The sequence below is a fragment of the Corallococcus carmarthensis genome (genome assembly GCF_003611695.1).
GTDB classification, from domain to species: Bacteria; Myxococcota; Myxococcia; order Myxococcales; family Myxococcaceae; genus Corallococcus; species Corallococcus carmarthensis.
The window spans coordinates 12,781-31,599 of the sequence record NZ_RAWE01000108.1 but is presented as its reverse complement, the minus strand read 5'-3'; the positions used below and the strand labels follow the sequence as shown (position 1 = coordinate 31,599).

General features: G+C 69.0%; 16 protein-coding genes. 15 read left to right on the top strand and 1 reads right to left on the bottom strand.

What is annotated here, in order from left to right:
* The first annotated feature begins 273 nt into the window (after nt 1–273).
* The 14 genes from D7X32_RS25790 (at nt 274) to cglE (ending at nt 16,961) form a co-directional block, all read left to right on the top strand.
* Nucleotides 274–432, top strand: coding sequence for a lmo0937 family membrane protein (locus D7X32_RS25790; protein ID WP_120557109.1), 159 nt, complete (start codon nt 274–276; stop codon nt 430–432).
* Nucleotides 429–998 (top strand): hypothetical protein, encoded by a 570-nt coding sequence (locus D7X32_RS25785; RefSeq protein ID WP_244239174.1) that lies wholly within the window; start codon nt 429–431, stop codon nt 996–998. The genes D7X32_RS25790 and D7X32_RS25785 overlap by 4 nt, the downstream gene beginning before the upstream one ends.
* A 40-nt stretch (nt 999–1,038) precedes the next feature.
* A complete protein-coding gene (locus tag D7X32_RS25780) occupies nt 1,039–2,115 on the top strand; it encodes a HupE/UreJ family protein (protein ID WP_120605227.1) in 1,077 nt (358 codons plus the stop codon).
* A gap of 55 nt (nt 2,116–2,170) precedes the next feature.
* Nucleotides 2,171–2,641 carry a hypothetical protein gene (locus tag D7X32_RS25775; RefSeq protein WP_120605226.1) on the top strand — a complete coding sequence of 157 codons (471 nt, stop codon included), beginning with the start codon at nt 2,171–2,173 and terminating at the stop codon, nt 2,639–2,641.
* Nucleotides 2,642–2,718: 77 nt separating this feature from the next.
* Nucleotides 2,719–3,489, top strand: a complete 771-nt coding sequence (locus D7X32_RS25770) for a hypothetical protein (RefSeq protein ID WP_120605225.1) — start codon at nt 2,719–2,721, stop codon at nt 3,487–3,489.
* Between the two features lie 143 nt (nt 3,490–3,632).
* Nucleotides 3,633–4,301: a 50S ribosomal protein L3 gene (gene rplC, locus D7X32_RS25765; protein WP_120605224.1), complete on the top strand. Its 669-nt coding sequence runs from the start codon at nt 3,633–3,635 to the stop codon at nt 4,299–4,301.
* 352 nt (nt 4,302–4,653) lie between these two features.
* Nucleotides 4,654–5,472, top strand: a complete 819-nt coding sequence (locus D7X32_RS25760; protein ID WP_120605223.1) for an outer membrane beta-barrel domain-containing protein — start codon at nt 4,654–4,656, stop codon at nt 5,470–5,472.
* Nucleotides 5,473–5,481: 9 nt separating this feature from the next.
* Nucleotides 5,482–6,693, top strand: coding sequence for an outer membrane beta-barrel domain-containing protein (locus tag D7X32_RS25755; RefSeq protein ID WP_120605222.1), 1,212 nt, complete (start codon nt 5,482–5,484; stop codon nt 6,691–6,693).
* Nucleotides 6,694–6,695: 2 nt separating this feature from the next.
* The gene (locus tag D7X32_RS25750) at nt 6,696–8,234 is read left to right on the top strand and encodes a tetratricopeptide repeat protein (protein WP_120605221.1); all 1,539 of its coding nucleotides are present in this window, start codon (nt 6,696–6,698) and stop codon (nt 8,232–8,234) included.
* Between the two features lie 261 nt (nt 8,235–8,495).
* A complete protein-coding gene (locus D7X32_RS25745) occupies nt 8,496–12,167 on the top strand; it encodes a tetratricopeptide repeat protein (protein ID WP_120605220.1) in 3,672 nt (1,223 codons plus the stop codon).
* The gene (locus D7X32_RS25740; protein WP_120605219.1) at nt 12,164–13,639 is read left to right on the top strand and encodes a tetratricopeptide repeat protein; all 1,476 of its coding nucleotides are present in this window, start codon (nt 12,164–12,166) and stop codon (nt 13,637–13,639) included. Before D7X32_RS25745 ends, D7X32_RS25740 begins: the two co-directional genes overlap by 4 nt.
* A 158-nt stretch (nt 13,640–13,797) precedes the next feature.
* On the top strand, nt 13,798–14,082 hold the full coding sequence (locus tag D7X32_RS25735; protein WP_120605218.1) for a hypothetical protein: 285 nt from the start codon (nt 13,798–13,800) through the stop codon (nt 14,080–14,082).
* Between the two features lie 56 nt (nt 14,083–14,138).
* Nucleotides 14,139–16,196, top strand: coding sequence for a TonB family protein (locus D7X32_RS25730; protein ID WP_120605217.1), 2,058 nt, complete (start codon nt 14,139–14,141; stop codon nt 16,194–16,196).
* 165 nt (nt 16,197–16,361) lie between these two features.
* Nucleotides 16,362–16,961: an adventurous gliding motility protein CglE gene (cglE, locus tag D7X32_RS25725; RefSeq protein ID WP_120605229.1), complete on the top strand. Its 600-nt coding sequence runs from the start codon at nt 16,362–16,364 to the stop codon at nt 16,959–16,961.
* 4 nt (nt 16,962–16,965) lie between these two features.
* Here cglE and D7X32_RS25720 read toward each other — a convergent pair whose 3' ends face one another.
* Nucleotides 16,966–17,787 carry an AraC family transcriptional regulator gene (locus D7X32_RS25720; protein WP_120605216.1) on the bottom strand — a complete coding sequence of 274 codons (822 nt, stop codon included), beginning with the start codon at nt 17,785–17,787 and terminating at the stop codon, nt 16,966–16,968.
* Between the two features lie 158 nt (nt 17,788–17,945).
* Here D7X32_RS25720 and D7X32_RS25715 point away from each other — a divergent pair, with 158 nt between their 5' ends.
* Nucleotides 17,946–18,752 carry a hypothetical protein gene (locus D7X32_RS25715; protein WP_120605215.1) on the top strand — a complete coding sequence of 269 codons (807 nt, stop codon included), beginning with the start codon at nt 17,946–17,948 and terminating at the stop codon, nt 18,750–18,752.
* Nucleotides 18,753–18,819 lie beyond the last annotated feature (67 nt).

Below are 18,819 nucleotides of genomic sequence, written 5' to 3'. Positions count from 1 at the left end.
CCAACTCCCCGCGCCCGCTGACTCGCCCACACCCAGCGGCTAAGCAGGCAACGTGCCAGCGTACGTGGCGTGCGGTGGATGCCTCACGGATCCTTAAGAGAGGGCCTGAAACGGGCCCGGCGGGGGCCCACGGCGGCCGGAAAAAATGCCCGGCCTGGGAAGTTTGTTTCCCAACCTGACCCTGCAGAAAGCTCCACCTGTTGCCGCGGTGCTTCCGCGTTCCTAGCTTGCGCCCGGTCTATTCATGGACCTTCGTGTGGCGGGAGGCGTGGCGTGTACTGGACCATGGGCATCATCTTGATGGTGTTGTGGGTGATGGGGCTGATCACCGGTTCGACGGAGGGGCAGTGGGTGCACCTCCTCCTGGTGTTCTCGCTCATCGCGTTCGTGCTGGGCGTCGCGTCGCTGGGCCGCCGGCGGGGGCTGGCGTGAACGTGCCGGAGCTGGACATGGCGTGGCTGGAGCTGCCGCGGGACAAGGCGGGCTTCGTGCGGCGCGAATGTCCCCGCTGCCAGCGCAACTTCAAGACGCGGCCCAGCCGCCACGACGCGGGGATGCTGCAGCGGCTGCTCGCGGGCTACTTCCCCTTCGAAAACCTCCACGAGGCGTACACGGCGGAGGAGCTGCCCGCGTGGCACTGCCTGTACTGCGGCCACCGCGCGCTGCCGGATGCATGGCTCACGCCGGATCAGTCCGCGCACGTGGAGCAGATGGCGCGCGCGTGGGCGAACCACGTGCGGTACGAACAGCTGGCGTACGTGCAGCGCACGCTGTCTCAGAACCCGCGGCCCACCTTCGTCTCGGTGGCGCCGGAGCCGCTGCCCCGGCCGCTGCCTCCGGATGAGGAGATGCTGCGCCCGCTCCCCATGGTCTGCTGCGGTGAGGAGGTGCAGGCCTCGTGGGACTGGGATCAGCCGTTCGTCTGTCCGCGCTGTGGCGCGCACCATGGCGGGCTCTCCGGCCGCCAGCAGGTGCACCTGGAGTTCGTGCGCGAGTAGTGGACGGGCAGGGCGCGCGGAGGGCAGGCTGCTTCGCGCGATGAGGCCGTTCCCCGCAGCCCGGGTGGTGTTCCTGGCCCTGGTCCTGCTGGGGCCGGCCGTTGTCCACGCCCACGCCGCGGAGCTGCTCTCCGTGCGGGCCGTCCGCGAGGACGCGTCCCCGGAGCGCGTGCGGGAAACGCTCACGCTGGCGCCGGACACGCTGCGCCTGCTCGTGCCGGGGCTTCCTCCTGATCAGGGGGAGGACGGATCCGCGCTCCAGGCCCTGCGGCCGCAAGTGGAGGCGCGGATCTGGAACCGGCTGCCGCTGACCGCGAACGGAGCGCCCTGCGTGCTCCTCACCTCGAGCGCGGCGTGGGACGAAGGCCGCGGCACGGTGGAGCTGCGGGCGGCGTTCACCTGCCCGCCGGGCACGCTCCGACAGACGTTCGGCGTGCTGGACGCGCTGCCGCCGGGCTACCGGCTGATCCGCGCGGGTGGAGCAGGGGAAGGAGGCTTCGCGGGCGTGGACTTCGCGGACCGCGAGCACCCCACGCTCGTGATGGAGGGCAGGGCTGGGGCGGTGGACGGGTTCTCCGGCTGGGTGGGCGAGGGCATCCGCCACATCCTGGAGGGCGCGGATCATCTCCTGTTCCTCGTCGCGGTATTGCTGGTGGGCGGCACGTTCCGGCGGATCCTCCTGCTGGTGACGTCCTTCACGCTGGCGCACTCGCTGACGCTGGCGGTCACCGCCCTGGGCTGGTGGACGCTGGACGCCCGGGGCACGCGGTGGGCCGAGGCCGCGATCGCCGCCTCCATCCTCTACATGGCGCTGGAGAACCTGCTGCTGCGCCGGCACGGGCACCGCGCGGGGCTCACCTTCCTGTTCGGCCTGGTGCACGGGCTGGGCTTCGCGAGCGTGCTCGGCGGCTACGGGCTGGGGACCGCGGTGGTGCCGGCGCTCCTGGGCTTCAACCTGGGCGTGGAGGTGGGGCAGGCGGTGGTGGTGGCCTTCCTGGTTCCGGTGCTGCGAATCGTCCAGCGCAGGCCCCGGCTGCACTCAAAGGTTGTGCGCCTGTCATCCATCTGCCTCGCGGGGGTGGGGCTTTATTGGATGGTTGCTCGCGCGGTCGGTTGAATTGCCCCAACAGCGTCCCTAGCTTGCGTCTGACGAGGGTGGGGGAGGGACGCTAATGGGTGCGAGGCATACCCGGCTGGCCGCTGCACTGGCCGCCGCGTGGGAGGCGGAAGTGGTGTCAGCCCGCCGTATGACGGGGCTGGCGGAGCGCATGAACGACGCGCGGGTTCGAGCGCGCCTGATGGTGCTGGCCGCGTTCTGCCGCGCCCACGCGTCGCGGCTGCTGGCCCGGCTGGCGGCGCTGGGACGGGGGCCGCTGCCGGTGCCGCCGGAGGACATCGACCTGGATCCGGACACGGTGCTGGAGCTGCGGCGCGAGGGGGCTTTCGCCCGGGCGTCCGCCGCGCGCTATGAGACGACCGCGGAGATGGCGCGTCAGCACGCGGATCTGTCGTCCGCGTGGGTGTGCGAGCTGAACCGGACCGAGGAGCAGGATCGCGCCCGGGAGCTGCTCGCCCTGGCGGAAGGCGCCCTGGCGGCGGTGCGGCGGGGCGAGGCCCAGGCCATGGCGGCTCCCGCGGACTGAGGCGGGCGACAGGGCCGGGCGCGGCGGATGCGCTCGGCCGGTGACAGTCCTGGCGTCTTGGGCGTATGAATCCGCCCATGGCGAAGGAGAGCTACAACGATCTCATCTTCCAGCTCGGCGACCTGGCCCGGGACGTCCTCCCGGGCAAGCCGAACTGCCCCCGCTCCATGGAACGCGTCTACCGCGCCGAAGAGGTGCTGGAGGCGCGCCGGGACGAGCTGGCGGCGCTGGAAGCGGAGATGAATGACGAGGACGTGGCCAATCAGGACTTCCTGGCGCAGCACGAGGACGAGTGCGCCGCCCAGAAGGAGATCACCGGCCGGTTCCAGAAGGCCGTGACCGCGGTGGAAGGCAAGGTCAAGGGGCTGCGCAAGACGCTGGACACGCGCCGCGCCGACCTGCGCTACGCCATCGCGGGCCTGAGGAAGCTGGAGTCGAAGCTCGCGGACCTGGAGATGACCACCCAGGACCCCGTGAAGCTGGACGCCGCCAAACAGAACCTCAAGAAGAACCGCATCGCCCAGATGCGCCTGGCCCGCGAGGTCGAGGACTGGGAGTCCCAGCTGGCCACCGCCCTCACCCCCACCCCCGGCCAGCCCGGCGCGGCGGGCATCCTGGCGCACAAGCGCCTGATCGAGCTGGAGGACGCCGCCGCGGAGCAGAAGCTGCAGCACGACACCCGGATGGCGGAGATCGACCAGTCCATCGCCGCCAAGGAGGAGGAGATCAAGGGGGCGGAAGATTATCTGGATCAAGCCCTGTTCCTCCTCGGCGAAGAGGTGTATGCCCAGCGAATCGCGGATGGGCAGCTCAACCCCTTCTACAAGCGGTTGGATGTCGCGCAGTGAGGGGGACGCCCACCCTTGGTGCTTGACGTAGGGGACGTGTTTGCTATCTTGCGCCGCTTCCTGGCGGCCGCAGGTACGCGTGTAGGCCAGTTCATTGATTTCATTGGGCTTTCAGCGCCACGGGCGCTCGCTGTGAGGACGACGTGAAGGGTCTGATTGGCAAGAAGATCGGCATGACCCAGGTGTTCAACGACGAGGGCAACCTCGTTCCGGTGACGGTCATCGACGTCAACACCTGTCTGGTTGTCGGCAAGCGCACCCCGGAGAAGGATGAGTACTCCGCGGTGACCGTGGGCTTCGGCGAGATTCGCGAGAAGCTCCTGAACAAGCCGCAGCTCGGCTTCTTCAAGAAGGCCAGCGCCACGCCGCGCCGCCATCTGCGTGAGTTCCGCGTCACGGCCGAAGAGGCCGCGGGCTTCAACGTGGGCGACGCCATCAAGGCGGACCTCTTCGCCAAGGGCGAGCTGGTGGACGTGACCGGCATCACCAAGGGCCGCGGCTTCTCCGGCGTCATGCGCCGCTGGAGCTTCAAGGGTTCGCAGACCAAGACCCACGGTACGCACGAGTATCAGCGTCACCCGGGCGCCATCGGTCAGCGTAAGACGCCGGGCCGTACCTACCCGAACAAGAAGATGCCGGGTCACTACGGCGTCGAGCGCGTCACCACGCAGAACCTGACCGTGGTGGACGTGGACGTGGAGAAGGGGCTCGTGCTCGTGAAGGGCGCGGTCGCCGGCCACAACGACGGCATCGTCATCGTGCGCCCCTCCATCAAGGTGGCCATGCGCGCGCAGCACAAGGCCGCGCGCTAGCCGCATCCGCTGAACCGGGGCGCTTCATCGCGCTCCGCAACGACGCCCCGCTTCTGGCACCTTCGGGTTGCCGGGCGGGGCGTTCGTCGTTTCCGGTCACCGTGGCTGCGCGTGCGTGCGCGGGCCTTCGCGTGGCGCGGATGGGGCCGGAGGGCTCGCATCCCCGTGGAAACGTTGAGTGCTGGTCGCCCTGGGGGCAAAGGGCGAAAACTTTACCGACTGCCGCTGGGATCCGCTTGCGGTGAATGGGCGCCGTGCTCACATCGCTGTCCCACGCCGGAGCCTCGCCGTCCAAGCAGGCGGGTTGCCCTCCGGATCACCCAACGGCCCACCCCCGGGCCGGGCAGGAGATATGAACGCACGCACGCTTCGCGTCTTCGCCGCGCTGAGCCTCTCGCTGACGGCGCTCGGCGCCGCCGCACAGGAAGACGGCGTCCTGGACACGGCGGTCGTCCGCAACCGGCTCTACAAGCCCGCGGGCCATCCAGAGCTGTCCCTGTCCGTGGGCCTGCCAGTGCAGACGCACCTGACGGCGCACTACTTCTTCGACGTCGGGATTGCCTACAACCTCTTTGACACGTTCGCGCTGGAAGCCCGCGCGGGCTACGCCGCCAGCCGCCACACGGGCCTGGCGCGCTCCATCTCCGAATCCTTCCTGGACCGCGAGGACAAGCGCGTCACGGATGAGCTGGAGGACATGTGGCGGATGAACCTGCACGGCGTCGTTGGCGCCCGGTGGGCTCCCATCTACGGGAAGATCAGCCTCGTCGCGGACATCCCGGTGCACTTCCAGACGTACCTCTGGGCGGGCGGCGGCCTCACCAACCTCAAGCGCCAGTCCGTCATCCAATGCACCCAGGTGGTGGACCGGGCCGCGGGCGTCTGTGACAACCGCACGGCCGTGGATGACCGCGGCAGCGCCACGGAGAACTACTGGGTGAAGGAGTCGCGCGTGGCACCGGTGGTGTCCGCCGCGCTGGGCTTCCGCTTCTTCATCAAGGAGCAGCACGGCATCCGGCTGGAGCTGCGCGACTGGATCTTCAAGGACAGCTACCGCGTGAACCTGCTGCGCGACGACTGGGAGGCCGGCATCGCCACCGGCGAGCCCGCCAGCAGCCCGGGCCTCACGCACCTGGTGCAGTTCGACCTCGGCTACACCTTCTCTTTCTGACCCCTTCCTATGCGACCCTTCCGTTCCATCGCGCTCCTCGTTGCCGCGGTGCCTGCCCTCGCGTTCGCGCAAGGCGCCACCCCGGCGCGGCCGCCGGCCGCTCCGGGCCCGGATGCGACCGCGCCGGCCTCTCCTTCACCCGCGGAACCGCCGGAGCGCCAGCGCACCCAGCGCGACGCGCCCGCCGTGCCCCAGTCCACGCCTGACGCCGCGCAGGCCACGCCGTCCGCGCCCGCCGCCACCGACGAGGACGACACGGGCAGCACGCCGTCCGCCCCGTCGCCGGAAGCCCAGGCTCCGGCCGCCACCCCGCCCGCGGACGCACCGGTGCTGGACACCGGTGAAGCGCCGCGCACCACGGACGCGCAGCAGCAGCGGCTGGTGAATGGCGCGCCGCTCTACAACCCGAACGTCAACGTCCACATCGTCCAGAAGAAGCGCTTCGCGGACGAGGGCAAGCACGAGCTGGTGCTGTACCCCGGCGTCGTCCAGGTGAACGGCAAGTTCACCAACCACGTGGGCACCGCGCTGCACTACGTCTACCACCTGCAGGAGAACTTCGCCCTCCAGGTGGGCGGCCAGTACAACTGGTACTCCGACGAGAGCGACTTCAACCTGGAGCTCATCGACAAGGTGCGCGAGCAGGCCCAGGCGGCGTCGTCGCTGCTGCTCCAGTGGGGCGCGCACGCGGGCGTCGAGGTGACGCCGCTCTACGGCAAGTTCGCCTTCTTCAACAACTCGCTGGCGCAGTTCAGCCTGGTGCTGTCGGGCGGCGCGGGCATTGGCAAGACGCGCCACCTTATCCGCCCGGAAGTGGCGAACGAGGTGGAGGGGCAGACGTACCAGGTGCCCGCGCGCTTCGGCGACACGGGCAACAAGTTCCTGGGTGAGGTGGGCGGCGGCTTCCGCGTGCAGTTCGGCGAGTCCTACGCCATCCGCCTGGAGGTGCGCGACCTCATCTACACCGCCCGCGTGGACAAGGTGGACGGCTGCAACCTGGCGGACTTCGAGGCGCTGGAGTCCGCGCGTGCCGCCAACCAGCCCTTCGACGGCCTCAACCTGAGCGGCAGCTGCAAGGTGGCGAAGTTCGACGGCGTGGACCCGGAGACGAAGAAGAACTACCGCGAGGACATCATCCTCGGGAGGGACCTCGTCGCCGAGCCTTCGTCGGACGTCCTCAACAACGTCAGCTTCTACGCTGGCTTCTCGGTGCTCTTCTAGCCATGTCCCGACTGCTCCGACTCCTCGTCGTCCTCGGGCCCCTCGCCGTTCCCGCGGTGGCCTTCGCCCAGCAGGACGTGGGCGCCTACAACCGCGCGCTGTCCGCCTTCAACGCGGGCCAGCTCGACACCGCCGCCCCCCTCTTCGCGCAGCTGGCGGAAGGGGAGGACGCGGACCTGAAGGGCAAGGCCGAGTTCTACCTGGCGCAGACCTTCGCCAAGAAGGACCTGCCCGTCGCGGCCTTCATCTCCTACGCGGCCATCGTCAACGCCGGCCCCAAGCACCCCTCGTACCTGAAGGCCATCGAGGGGCTGGTGGACATGCAGCAGCGGCTGGATGAGCAGAACCTCATCCCCAGCATCCTCAACCAGGCCTACACCGACGAGGTGCGCGACCAGTGGGTCACGCTGCCCAAGGAGGTGCTCGCGCGGATCAACTACCTGGTGGGCACCGCCAGCCAGCGCCGCATGCGCTTCGAGGAGTCGCGGTCGCTGCTGGAGGCCGTGCCCGCCGACAGCCGCGTCTACGCGAAGGCCCGCTACCTCTTGGGCACGGTGCTCGCCGACCCCCGCTTCCCGGGCCGTCCCGGGGAAGGGGAGACGTTGGACAAGGAGGCCATCGCCGCGTTCCAGGCCGTGCTCAACACGAAGGAACCGCAGGTGGAGCTGCCGGAGACGCGCGAGCTGGCGCTGCTGGCGCTGGGCCGCGTGCACTACCGCCGGGGCGAGTACGCGGACGCGGTGAAGGCGTACGAGGGCGTGCCCCGCTACGCGCGCTTCTGGGACCAGGCCCTCTTCGAGAACGGCTTCGCCCGCTTCCAGAACGAGGACTTCGGCGGCGCGCTGGGCAGCCTCCAGGCGCTGCACGCGCCGCAGTTCGAGGGCGCCTTCCAGCCCGAGTCGTGGATCCTCAAGGCCACCGTCTATTACTACTCGTGCCTCTACGACGAGGTGAAGACGACGTTGGCCGCGTTCGACGAGCGCTACGGCCCCATGGCGAAGCAGCTGGAGCCCTTCACTGGCGAGGACGTGGCGCCCATCCAGGCCTTCAACCTGGTGGCCGCCGAGAACCGCCGCCTGCCGCGCGCCGTCTACCTGTGGATCCGCAACAACGAGCGCATCCGCGAAGTGATGCGGACCCTGTCCCGCGTGGATCAGGAGAAGCGCGCCATCAGTGAAGGCCCGTGGCGCGGGACGCCGTTCGCCGCGCAGACCGTGGCGTCGCTGGAGGACATCCGCACCACGCTGCTCCAGGTGGGCGGCACGCTGGCGAAGAACCGCATCCGCGAGGCCGCGGACAACCTCCGCACCTTCTCAGACCAGGCGGAGATCATCCGCGTGCAGACGGCGCTGGATGAGAAGGACCTCTTCTCCGAGGGCGTGGACCAGAAGGCGCTGCTCACCCGCCAGTCGCTCTACCGCCCCAAGATGCCCGGCGCGGCGTGGAACTACTGGCGCTTCCAGGGCGAGTTCTGGATCGACGAGATCGGCTACTACCAGTACACGCTCAAGCGGGGTTGCCCCGCACGCCAGGAGAAGTAACAGGGTAGGCGCCGGGCTTACCCGGCTGCTTACTGGAAGCACCTTCGAGGCCCCGCCACCGTGACTTGCGTCACGAGGGACGGGGCCTCTTCGCGTGATGTTGAGTCCTGGAAGGTGGCTCGGCGTGATCGCGTACGCCGGGGCACAAGGCACGTTCCGGGCCACTTCTCAATCTGGGTACCCGCGTCTACTTTCCGTCGTCCCTCCCAACTGGGCAGAAGTTTTCCCAGGGTGGCGAGGCGCGGTTCTCCAGGAGCTCGCATGAAGGTGGTTCTTCGGTTCGGTGCACTGGCGGTGGGCGTCGCGCTCGCGGCCGGTGGGGTGGGGGAGGCGGCGGAGGCGACGGCACCGCCGCGGAAGGTCGCGACGAAGAAGGCCTCTTCGGCGAAGGCCGCGGGCAAGAAGGCCGAGTCCGCGAGCAAGAAGGAGGAGGCGAAGAAGGCGGAGCTGCCGCCCGGCGTCGCGCCCCAGGACATGCGCAAGGGCCCGGCGCGGGTGAAGCCCGCCACGGCCAAGTTCGCGGACGTGCCACGCATCGCGGACTCCAAGAAGGGCGCGCTCGCGGACAAGAAGCGCGACGAGGCCATTGAAGGCTTCAAGCGCCTCATCCCCAAGCTGCAGGAGACCTCCACGCAGAAGGCGGAGATGCAGTACCGCCTGTCGGAGCTCTACTGGGAGAAGTCCAAGTACCTCTACCAGCTGGAGATGGAGAAGTTCCTCGCGGCGGAGAAGGCCTACGACGCCGCCGTGGCGCGCGGCGAGAAGGCCACCGCCCCGGAGCAGGACCACCGCGACTCCGAGCGCTACCGCGCGGAGACGATGCGCATCTACGAGGCCATCCTCAGCGAGTACCCGGACTACCCGGCGCGCGACGAGGTCCTCTTCTCCCTGGGCTACAACCTCTACGAGCTCAACCGCCGCCAGGACGCGGTGGCGCGCTACGAGGAGCTGATCCGCGACTTCCCGAAGTCGCAGTTCGTCCCGGACGCGTACATCCAGCTGGGCAACCACTACTTCGAGAACAACAAGCTCGCGCCCGCGAAGGAGAACTACGAGAAGGCGCGCGCCTCCGGCGTCCCGAAGATCTACGCGTACGCCACGTACAAGCTGTCCTGGTGTGACTTCAACGCGGGCGACCTGGACGCGGGCCTGAAGAAGCTCCACGAGGTGGTGGACTACGCGGGCCAGCACGGCGAGGAGCTGGGTGACCTGCGCACGGAGGCCCTCAACGACCTCACCGTCTTCTACGTCCAGCTGGATCAGCCGAAGGAAGCGCTCGCCTACTTCAAGCAGAAGGCACCGGCCAGGCGTCAGGGCCGGCTGCTCGCGAAGACGGCCGCGGGCCTGGTGGACGCGGGCCACTTCGACAGCGCCATCCTGGTGTACCGCACGCTCATCGACGACTCGCCCATGGGCGCGAACGCGCCGGAGTACCAGCAGGCGGTGGTGCGCGCGTACGAAGGCCTCCGCCAGCGCCAGCAGGTCCGCAAGGAGATGAAGCGGATGGTGGACCTCTACCGCCCGGGTGGCGAGTGGTGGACCACCAACGCCAGCAACGCGGGCGTGCTGCGCAACGCCTTCAGCGTCACCGAAGAGGCCATGCGCGTGATGGTCACCGAGTACCACCAGGAGGCGCAGAAGACGCGCCAGGTGGAGACCTACCGGCTCGCGCGCGACATCTACAAGCAGTACGTGGACGCGTTCGCCTCCAGCGACAACCCGGAGTTCGTCGCGGACTCCGCCTTCAACATCCGCTTCTTCTACGCCGAAATCCTGTGGGCCCTGGAGGAGTGGGAGGCCGCCGCCGGTGAGTACGACGCCGTGGTGGCGTTCAAGATCCCGGACCGCGACTCCGCGAAGGAGGTCTCCAACGAGGCCTACCGCAAGTCCGCCTCGTACAACGCGGTGCTCGCGTACGACAAGCTGGTCAAGATCGAGCGCGGCCAGCTCTCCAAGAGCGACCTGAAGGACGGCCAGAAGGTCGACGAGAAGAAGGACAAGGGCGACGTCGCCAAGCAGAAGCTGGTGAAGCGCGACGCCAAGGAGCAGGCCGAGCAGCCGCTCACGAAGTTCGAGGACCGGCTGGTCGCCGCGTGCGACACGTACAACACCCTGTTCCCGGGCAACCAGGATGAGATCGACCTGCGCTACCAGGCGGCCGTCATCCTCTACGACCGCGCGCACTTCGTGGACGCGGCCCGCCGCTTCGGAGAGATCATCGAGAAGTTCCCGGAGGAGCGCCGTTCGCGCGACGCCGCGGACCTGACCATGTACGTGCTGGAGAGCCGCGAGGAGTGGCAGGAGCTCAACACGCTCTCGCGCAAGTTCCTGGGCAACAAGAAGCTGTCCAAGCCCGGTTCCGACTTCGCCCTGCGCGTGGCCCGCGTGGTGGAGGGCAGCCAGTACAAGTACGTGGATGAGGTCGTCTACAAGAAGGAGAAGAACCCGGCGAAGGCCGCCGAGGAGTTCCTCTCCTTCGTGACCGAGTTCCCCAAGTCGGAGAACGCGGACCGCGCGCTCACCTACGCGATGGTCATCGCGCAGGAGGCGGGTGAGGTCGACAAGGGCATCACCGCCGGCGAGCGCGTCCTCAAGGAGTACCCGAGCAGCAACTTCGAGCTGCAGACCCGCTACACGCTGTCCGGTCTCTACGAGAAGGTCGCCGAGTTCAAGAAGGCCGCGGCCATGTCCGAGTCCTTCGTGGCCGAGTACGACGCCGCCATCAAGGCCCGCGACACGCAGTCGAAGAAGGACAAGGAGAAGAAGGCCAAGACCTCCACCGTCGCGAAGAAGGACGACACGCCGGGCGCCGTGGAGGACGTGGAGTCCAAGCGCGCGCAGAAGGCGGCAGAGCGCAAGGCGCAGGTGGACGCGGCGGGCGAGTGGGTGGCGGACGCCCTCTTCAACGCGGGCGTCTGGTACGACGGCCTGGGCGAGTCCCAGAAGGCCGTCACCGCGTGGAACAGCTACCTGGCGCGCTTCAAGGACCGCAAGGACGTGCCCCAGGTGGCGTTCTCCATCGGCCTCGTGTGGGAGAAGGAGAAGAAGTGGGGCGACGCTGCCCGCGCCTTCAACCGCTTCGTGGAGGACTACGGGCGCGACTCGCGCACCGCCGCGGGACAGCCGTACCTGGCGCGGTACCACGAGCTGCTCGCGTACCAGAAGATGAAGGACGTGCGCGGCCAGGAGAAGGCGCAGGACGAGCTGGTGCGCGGCTGGAACAAGCTGGCGGAGGGCGTGCGCAAGGACACCGCGGTGCTCAACGCGTACGGCCACGCGCGCTTCCTGTCGCTGGAGCCCACGTGGAAGCGCTTCTCGGACATCAAGTTCACGCGCGTCTCCACCATCCGCCGCGACCTGACGGCCAAGCAGAAGGAGATGCAGCGCGTGGAGAAGGAGTACGCGGCGGTGCTCGCCACGGGCTCCGGCGAGTGGGGCATCGCGGCGCTGACCCGCATTGGCCTGGCGTACGCGGACTTCGCCCGCAACATCATGGACTCGCCGGATCCGTCCGGGCTGGATGACGAACAGCTCAGCATGTACCGCGGCGAGCTGGAGAACCTGGCGATGCCGCTGGAGGAGAAGTCCAGCGAGGCGCTGGAGAAGGGCCTCCAGAAGGCCTACGAGCTGGGCATCTACAGCGAGTGGACCCTGGCCGCGCAGGATCAGATCAACCGCCTGCGTCCGGGGGCCTACGCCCAGGTGAAGCCGGTGACGTACCGGGGCAGCAGTGATTCGCGCATCGCCTCGGGCGTGCTGAAGGACCTCAACGGGCCCATCAGCGCCTCCGCGGAGCCCAAGCCCGCCGCTCCTCCCGCGCAGGAAGGCGTGCCCGCCGAGGGCGCGAAGCCGGCCACGCAGGAGGGGACGCCTGAAGGGTCGGGCGCCGCGAAGCCTGAACCCACCGCGTCGCTCGAGGGGGTGCGGCCGTGAAGACCAACCACAGCATCGATATCAGCAGCCAGTTGAAGGGGATGGGGACGACGGGGATGAACGGCTTTCGCACCAAGCGCATGTTCCTGGCGGGGGCCTTCGCCTTCGCCTTCACCACGGCCTGCGCCACGGGCCCCCGGCCCACGCCGGTCGCGATGAACGCGGTGGAGAAGCCCGCCGTCACGGTCCCCGCCGCCGCGCCCACCTCCGCTCCGGCGGAGAAGGGCGACGCCGATGGCCAGTTCGCGCAGGCCCTGAAGGCCTACGAGGCGGGTGACCTGGACGCCGCGCGCAAGGGCTTCGAGGCGGTCGTCTCCCAGGAGCCCAAGGCGCTCAACGCGCGCTTCAACCTGGGCGTCATCGCGGAGAAGCAGAACCGCCCGGTGGATGCCCGCGCGGCGTACGAACAGGTCCTGGCCCTGGATCCGGCGCACACGCCGTCGGTGATGAACCTGGGGCTGATGCACCGGCACGAGGGCCAGCTGGACGAGGCCCTCTCGCTCTACACGAAGGCGCTCCAGTCGCCGGGCCATGAACACGACGAGCCCGTGCTCAACGCGCTGGCCGCGACGTACCGGCTGGCGGGCAAGCTGGACGAGGCGGAGGCCACCGGACGGCGCGTGCTCGCGCGCAGCAAGGACAACCCGGAGGCGTACAAGACGCTGGCGCTGGTGGCGTACGACCGGGGCCAGTACCGCCTGGCGGAGCTGCTGGTCGTCAACGCGCGCAAGGTGGCGCAGGACGACCCGGCCATCTCCAACACGCTGGGGATGATCTACCTGAAGATGGACGACCGCCCGCGCGCGCTCGCCCAGTTCCAGAAGGCCGTGTCGCTGGATGACAACTTCGCGCCTGGCCACCTCAACCTGGGCGCCCTGGCGCTGAGCTACCGCGACTACGCGGGCGCGGAGAAGTCCTTCACCAAGGCCCTGTCCCTGGAGCCCGATGGCGTGGAGGGCCAGCTGTACCTGGCGTACGCGCTGGACGGACAGAAGGGTCTGGATCCGAAGAAGGGCGTCGCCGCGGGCGAGGTGTTCGAGAAGGTGCTCGCGCGCGCCGCTGACAAGCCGGAGGCGGTGTGCGGCGCGGGCTGGGCGTATGCGTCCGATCGCGCGGGCTTCGAGAAGGCCATCGCGTTCCTGGACCGCTGCAAGGAGCTGTCCGCCACGACGGAGCAGGACAAGCAGCTCATCACCGCCAAGGTGAATGGCCTGCAGAACATGCTCAAGAACCCGCCGCCGGCCCCGGCTCCGGCCGCCGCCACGGCGGACGCGGAGGGCGAGCCCAAGAAGGACGCGGCCGCCACCGGGGGCGCGGGTTCGTCCGTGATGAACCAGCTGCCCCAGGACGCCAGCGCGCCCGAACAGGGGGCCCCGGAAGCGGCTCCCGATGCGGCTCCGGAGACGGCTCCCGCCGCTGACGAAGCGTCCGGCAATGGACAGGCGGCTCCGACGCCTGCTCCGGCGCCCTGAAGAAACAACAGTCGCCCTGGCGGGAAGGACGAGAACTTTCTTCCCACCTCCAGCCGCCCAGGTGCAAGCGGCCGGGCGACTCCCTTAGAATCCAGGGACTTGGAGTTGGTGCGAGCCCTGCAATGGAAAGCGCGAAGCGGGCCTGGCGGAGACATCACATGAAACGACTGCTGGCAGCGATGGTGATGGTGGCGGGACTGGGGGCGGTTCCCGCCCTGGCGCAGGACAGCGGCAAGGACTCGGTGAAGATCATCCAGGAGGAGGATCGCACCGTGTACCGCAAGAAGACGGTGATTGATTTCACGGATGTGGCGGTGGAGGGCGAGCTCACGAAGCCGGAAGGCTCCTACGTGCTCAACCGCAAGAAGACGGATTTCCAAAGCCTCATCAAGGTCCGGGAGAACTTCGACCCGGAGCTTCAGAAGTCGGCGGACAATCTCTAGACAGCACACGTGGCGTTGAACGTTTTCGGGACGGGAAGGGAAGAAGGAAGAACTTCATGGCGGCGGCGAGAAAAAACGGTTTGACGCTTCGGATCACCACCCCGGACGGCTCCATCCAGGAGACGGTTTCGGAGGCGGAGAGTGTCATCGTGGGGTCGGGCGCCCAGGCGGCGGTGAAGATTCAGGATCCGCGCGTGTCCAACCTCCACGTGATGCTGAAGGTGGACAACGATGGCTCCGTGACGGCCATCGATCTGGGCAGCGAAGGTGGCACCCAGGTGTCCGGACAGAAACTCATCATCCCCACGGCGCTCAAGCCCGGGGACATACTCACGGTGGGCACGTCCCGCGTGGAGGTGTTGTTCGGTGATTCGCCCCGGCCGGTGGCTCCGGCGGCGGCGGTGGCGCAGCCCGGCGTGTTCCAGCAGCGTCCGGTGATGCCTCCTCCGGGGGCTCCTGCATCGCACGCGGCTCCGGTGCCTCCGAACATGCGGCAGGCTCCGCCTCCCCGGCCGGCGATGAACGCCGCGCCCGCGTCCAACGTGGTGGGCACGGTCAGCACGCCGCGCTCCGCTCCGGCGGGCGCGCTGGGCACCCAGGTGTCCACGAACGTGACGTCCACCCCGGTGTTCGGTCCTCCGGCGCCTCCGGTGGCGGCGCGCAAGCCCACGCCTCCCCAGGTGGCGGCGGCCCGCAAGCCGCAGCCTCCGCCGCACCTGCAGGAGCCGCTTCCCCGGGACGCGCAGCCCACGCCCGACGCGAAGGTGCTCCAGGTGTCCATGCTCTGGGGCGACCAGATGCTGGAGGTCCAGCACTTCAAGGACGGCGCACCGGTCACCATCGGCGAGGGCGCGAAGAACACCTTCACCGTGTACTCGCCACAGGTGGGCAAGCGCCACGTGCTCGCGGTGAGCAAGGGCGACAAGCTGGAGCTGCGCGCTCCGGCGGGCTCCGGCGTCTTCGTCACCAACAACGGCGACGTGCGCACGAAGGACGCGCTGCGCGCCGCGGGCCAGCTCAACCAGGCCGCGGCGGATCAGGAGCAGCTCTTCACCCTGGGCCTGCATGACCGGGCGGAGGTGTCGCTGGGCACGGTGGCGTTCGTGATGCGCTACGTGAAGCCGTCGCCGGCCATCCTGGCGACGTCGCTGTCCGACCGCGACTTCGGCTTCTTCAAGATCGCCGCCATCTGCATCCTCGCGGCGGCGGCGTTCGTCACCGCGATGCTGCTGACGCCGCACACGGAGACGAAGTCCGCGGACGACGTCTTCGAGTCCCAGCAGCGCGTGGCCAAGTTCCTCATCGCCCCGGAGAAGAAGGTGGAGGCGAAGAAGCTCCAGCTCTCCGGCGTGGAGGAGGGGGCCAAGGCGAAGGACGAAGAGGGCAAGTTCGGCAAGCAGGAGGCGAAGCAGGAGGAGGCCGCGCCCTCCAAGCCGGGCACCCCGGTGGTGGACAAGAGCAAGAAGGAGAAGGACCGCCAGGTGGTGGGCAAGGTGGGCCTCCTCGGCGCGCTCAAGGGCATGAAGGGTGGCGCGTCGGACGTGTTCGGTCCGGGCGGCATCGGCACCGGCATCAACAACTCGCTGGGCGGCCTCAAGGGCGGCGCGGCCATGGGTGACGCGCACGGCGTGGGCGGCATGGGTTCGCGTGGCACGGGCAACGGCGGTGGCGGCACGGCGCTGGGCATCGGCGGCCTGGGGACCCAGGGCAACGGCCGGGGCACGGGTGGCTCGGGCGGCATCGACCTGGGTGGCCGTGGCAAGTCCGTCACCAAGGTCATCCCCGGCAAGACGACGGTGATTGGCGGCCTGGACAAGGACGTCATCGCCAAGGTCATCCGGCGGCACCAGAACGAGATCAAGTACTGCTACGAGTCGGAGCTGAACAAGAACCCGGCGCTGGCTGGCAAGGTCGCGGTGGCCTTCACCATCGACCCGGCGGGCGCGGTGGCGGACGCCAGCGTGTCGGAGTCCACGCTGGGCAGCACCCCGGCGGAGCAGTGCATGATCTCCCGCATCCGCCGCTGGAAGTTCCCGGAGCCCAAGGGCGGCGGCGTGGTGAACGTGACGTACCCCTGGATGTTCTCGCCCTCGGGCGCGGACGCCGCGGAGTAACGCCAAGGCGCGATTCGTAGACTGGAAGACCGAAGTGGCGTGGACGAAACGGTCCACGCCATTTTCGTTTTTCCCCGCTGCCGTTTCGTGCCGGGCGTCACTACTGTCCGTGCCGCTGCTGCCCGGAGTGCGAGGGAGCAGGAGGACAACGTGACGGGAGGAGTCGTGAGGAAGTCGCTGCTGTTGGCCGCGCTCGCGCTGGCGACGCCGGCCCTGGGAGCCACCCCGCCGGAGGGCGTACCGTTCGAGCCGCGCCGGGGGTTCTTCACCGAAACCGACGTCGGTGTGTTCTTCACGGTGGGCGGCGAGAACACCTACTCCAACGCGCAGTCGTACGTGCAGCTGGGCATCGGCTACGACCTGACGGAGCGGTTGTCGCTGGGCGCCCACTTCGCGCTGGGGTCCTCCGCGCAGAACTGCTTCGCGGGCTACCTGCCGGACTCCAACGTCTGCGCGCTGTCGGACAACTTCACCGTGGCCTTCGGCGACCTGACGGCCGCGTACCACGTGAGGCTGGCCAACCGCTTCTACCTGACGCCCAAGGTGGCCGCGGGCTACACCCGCCTGGACCCCACGCCGGTGGATCCGGACAAGGGCGACCCGGGCCGCTCCATCAACGCCTTCAACGCGGGCCTGGGCGTGGGCGTGGAGTACGCGACGTCCTTCGACCACTTCTCCGTGGGCGCGGACCTGTTGGGGCGCTACATCATCGGGCCGAACATCATGACGTTCGCGGTGTTCCCGCGCGTGAAGTACACGTTCTGAGGCTTCAACGCCGCGCTGCCTGCCGGGCGTATTCGGCGGGCGTGCAGCCCACGATGCGCCGGAAGTCGCGGATGAAGTGCGCCTGGTCGAAGTAGCCCAGCTCCAGCGCCAGCCGCGCCAGCTCTGGAGGCGGCACCTCCCGCAGCCGCTCCGCGGCTTCATGCAGGCGGTAGCGCTGGATGACCCACTTGGGGTTCACGCCCACGTAGCGGCTGAACAGCCGCTGTAGCGTGCGCAGGCCCGGGCCGCCGGGCGTGAGCAGATCCTCCACCTTCGTCACCGCGCGGTCCTCCAGGATGCGCGCGACCAGCTCCTGCACCAGCGCCACGTTCGGATCCGGCCGGGGCTTGTGCGCGCGCAGGAAGGCTTCCGCCAGCGCGATGCGTTCCCTGTCCGCGTCGCGCGTGACATCCGTGGCGAGGATGGCCGCCTCCAGCTCCAGCGCCGCGGGGCCCAGCAGCGGGCCCGGTGAAACGGTGCGCTGCCGCGTGAGCGCGGACACGGGCGTGCCCACGAAGGGGAAGAAGCCGCCGGGCCGGAACTTGATGCTGAACACGCCGCCCAGGCCTTCCAACGTGATGGAGAAGCGGCCCTGGGGGACGCCGCCCACACGCGATGTGCCGTCCTGGAAGGCCCAGTGCACGGACGGGTGGCTGAGGCTCTGCTGGAGGTAAGGCGGCTGTCCGCGCAGGTCCCACCGGACGGCCCAGAAGTGTTCGACCCAGGGGCGCAGGTCCTCCGCGGGCAGGACGCGGACGTGCTCGAAGTGCCGGGGATCCGGGCGGGGATACAAGAGGCCCCGAGGCTTTCCCGCGTTCGACTCCACCCGCCGTGCCGCCTCCTCCCGGACGCCCGCGTCCTGTCCGCGTTTCTACTACCGCTTCGACGGGCGGCGGACACGGGCCACGACTCCGGGGCGGATTCAGCTCCGTCCTCCGTGTGCGCACCGTGAACGGTCCCTCGCTTCCTCTTCCAGGTGTGCCCATGACCCCCGTCATCCGTTCCCACGCCCGCGCGTGGGTGCTGGTGCTGTCGTTGCTGTCCGTCCCCACGTTCGCGCAGGGCATCCCCCACCTGCCTTCCGCCGAGGAGTGCTGGAGTCAGGTGCCGGACGAGGACCACGACGGCGTGAGCGACACCTGCGAGGTCCAGGTGGCCGCGGCCTTCATGCCCACGCTGTGGATTGCCCAAGGCGAGAAGGGCGTGGCGCGACGGCCGTACTTCGCGGCGCGGCCCCTGAACTCCGCGCTGCGCACGCTGCGCGTCTTCTACCTGAGCGCCTACTTCGAGGACCACGGCATCCCGAGCCTGGGCATCTTCAACGTCTTCGCGCACGACGGGGACTCCGAGTTCCAGGTGCTGGACGTGCACTATGCCGACGGCCGCTGGTACCTGGACCAGGCCTTCCTGTCCGCGCACCTGGAGACGGCCTGCGACTCCTCGGGCTGGTACGGCTACGCGCAGCTGGAGTACGCGGGCGAATACCGGGGCGCGCCGCGCATCTACGTGGCCGGGAACAAGCACGGCGCCTACAACTCCAAGAGCACCTGCGACCGGGGCTGCTACTTCACGGACAGCTGCTCCCAGGGACGGCAGGAGGCGCTGGATCCGGTGAACCGGCTCGCGGCCCGCAACGTGGGCTCCCTGGGCGCGCCGCTGATCAACGCCGTCACCGTCAACGGTCAAACGGAGCGGCTCTTGGATGACGTGGAGTTCAAGGGCTGGGACGACCAGGCGAACCGGAGCAACTCCACGCCGTACCGCGCGCGCCTGGCCCGCTTCGGCTTCTAGGGACTGGGGAGGCGCTGACGCTTCCCTCGCGCGGCATTCCCTGACACAGGGTGGCGCAATCCCTGCT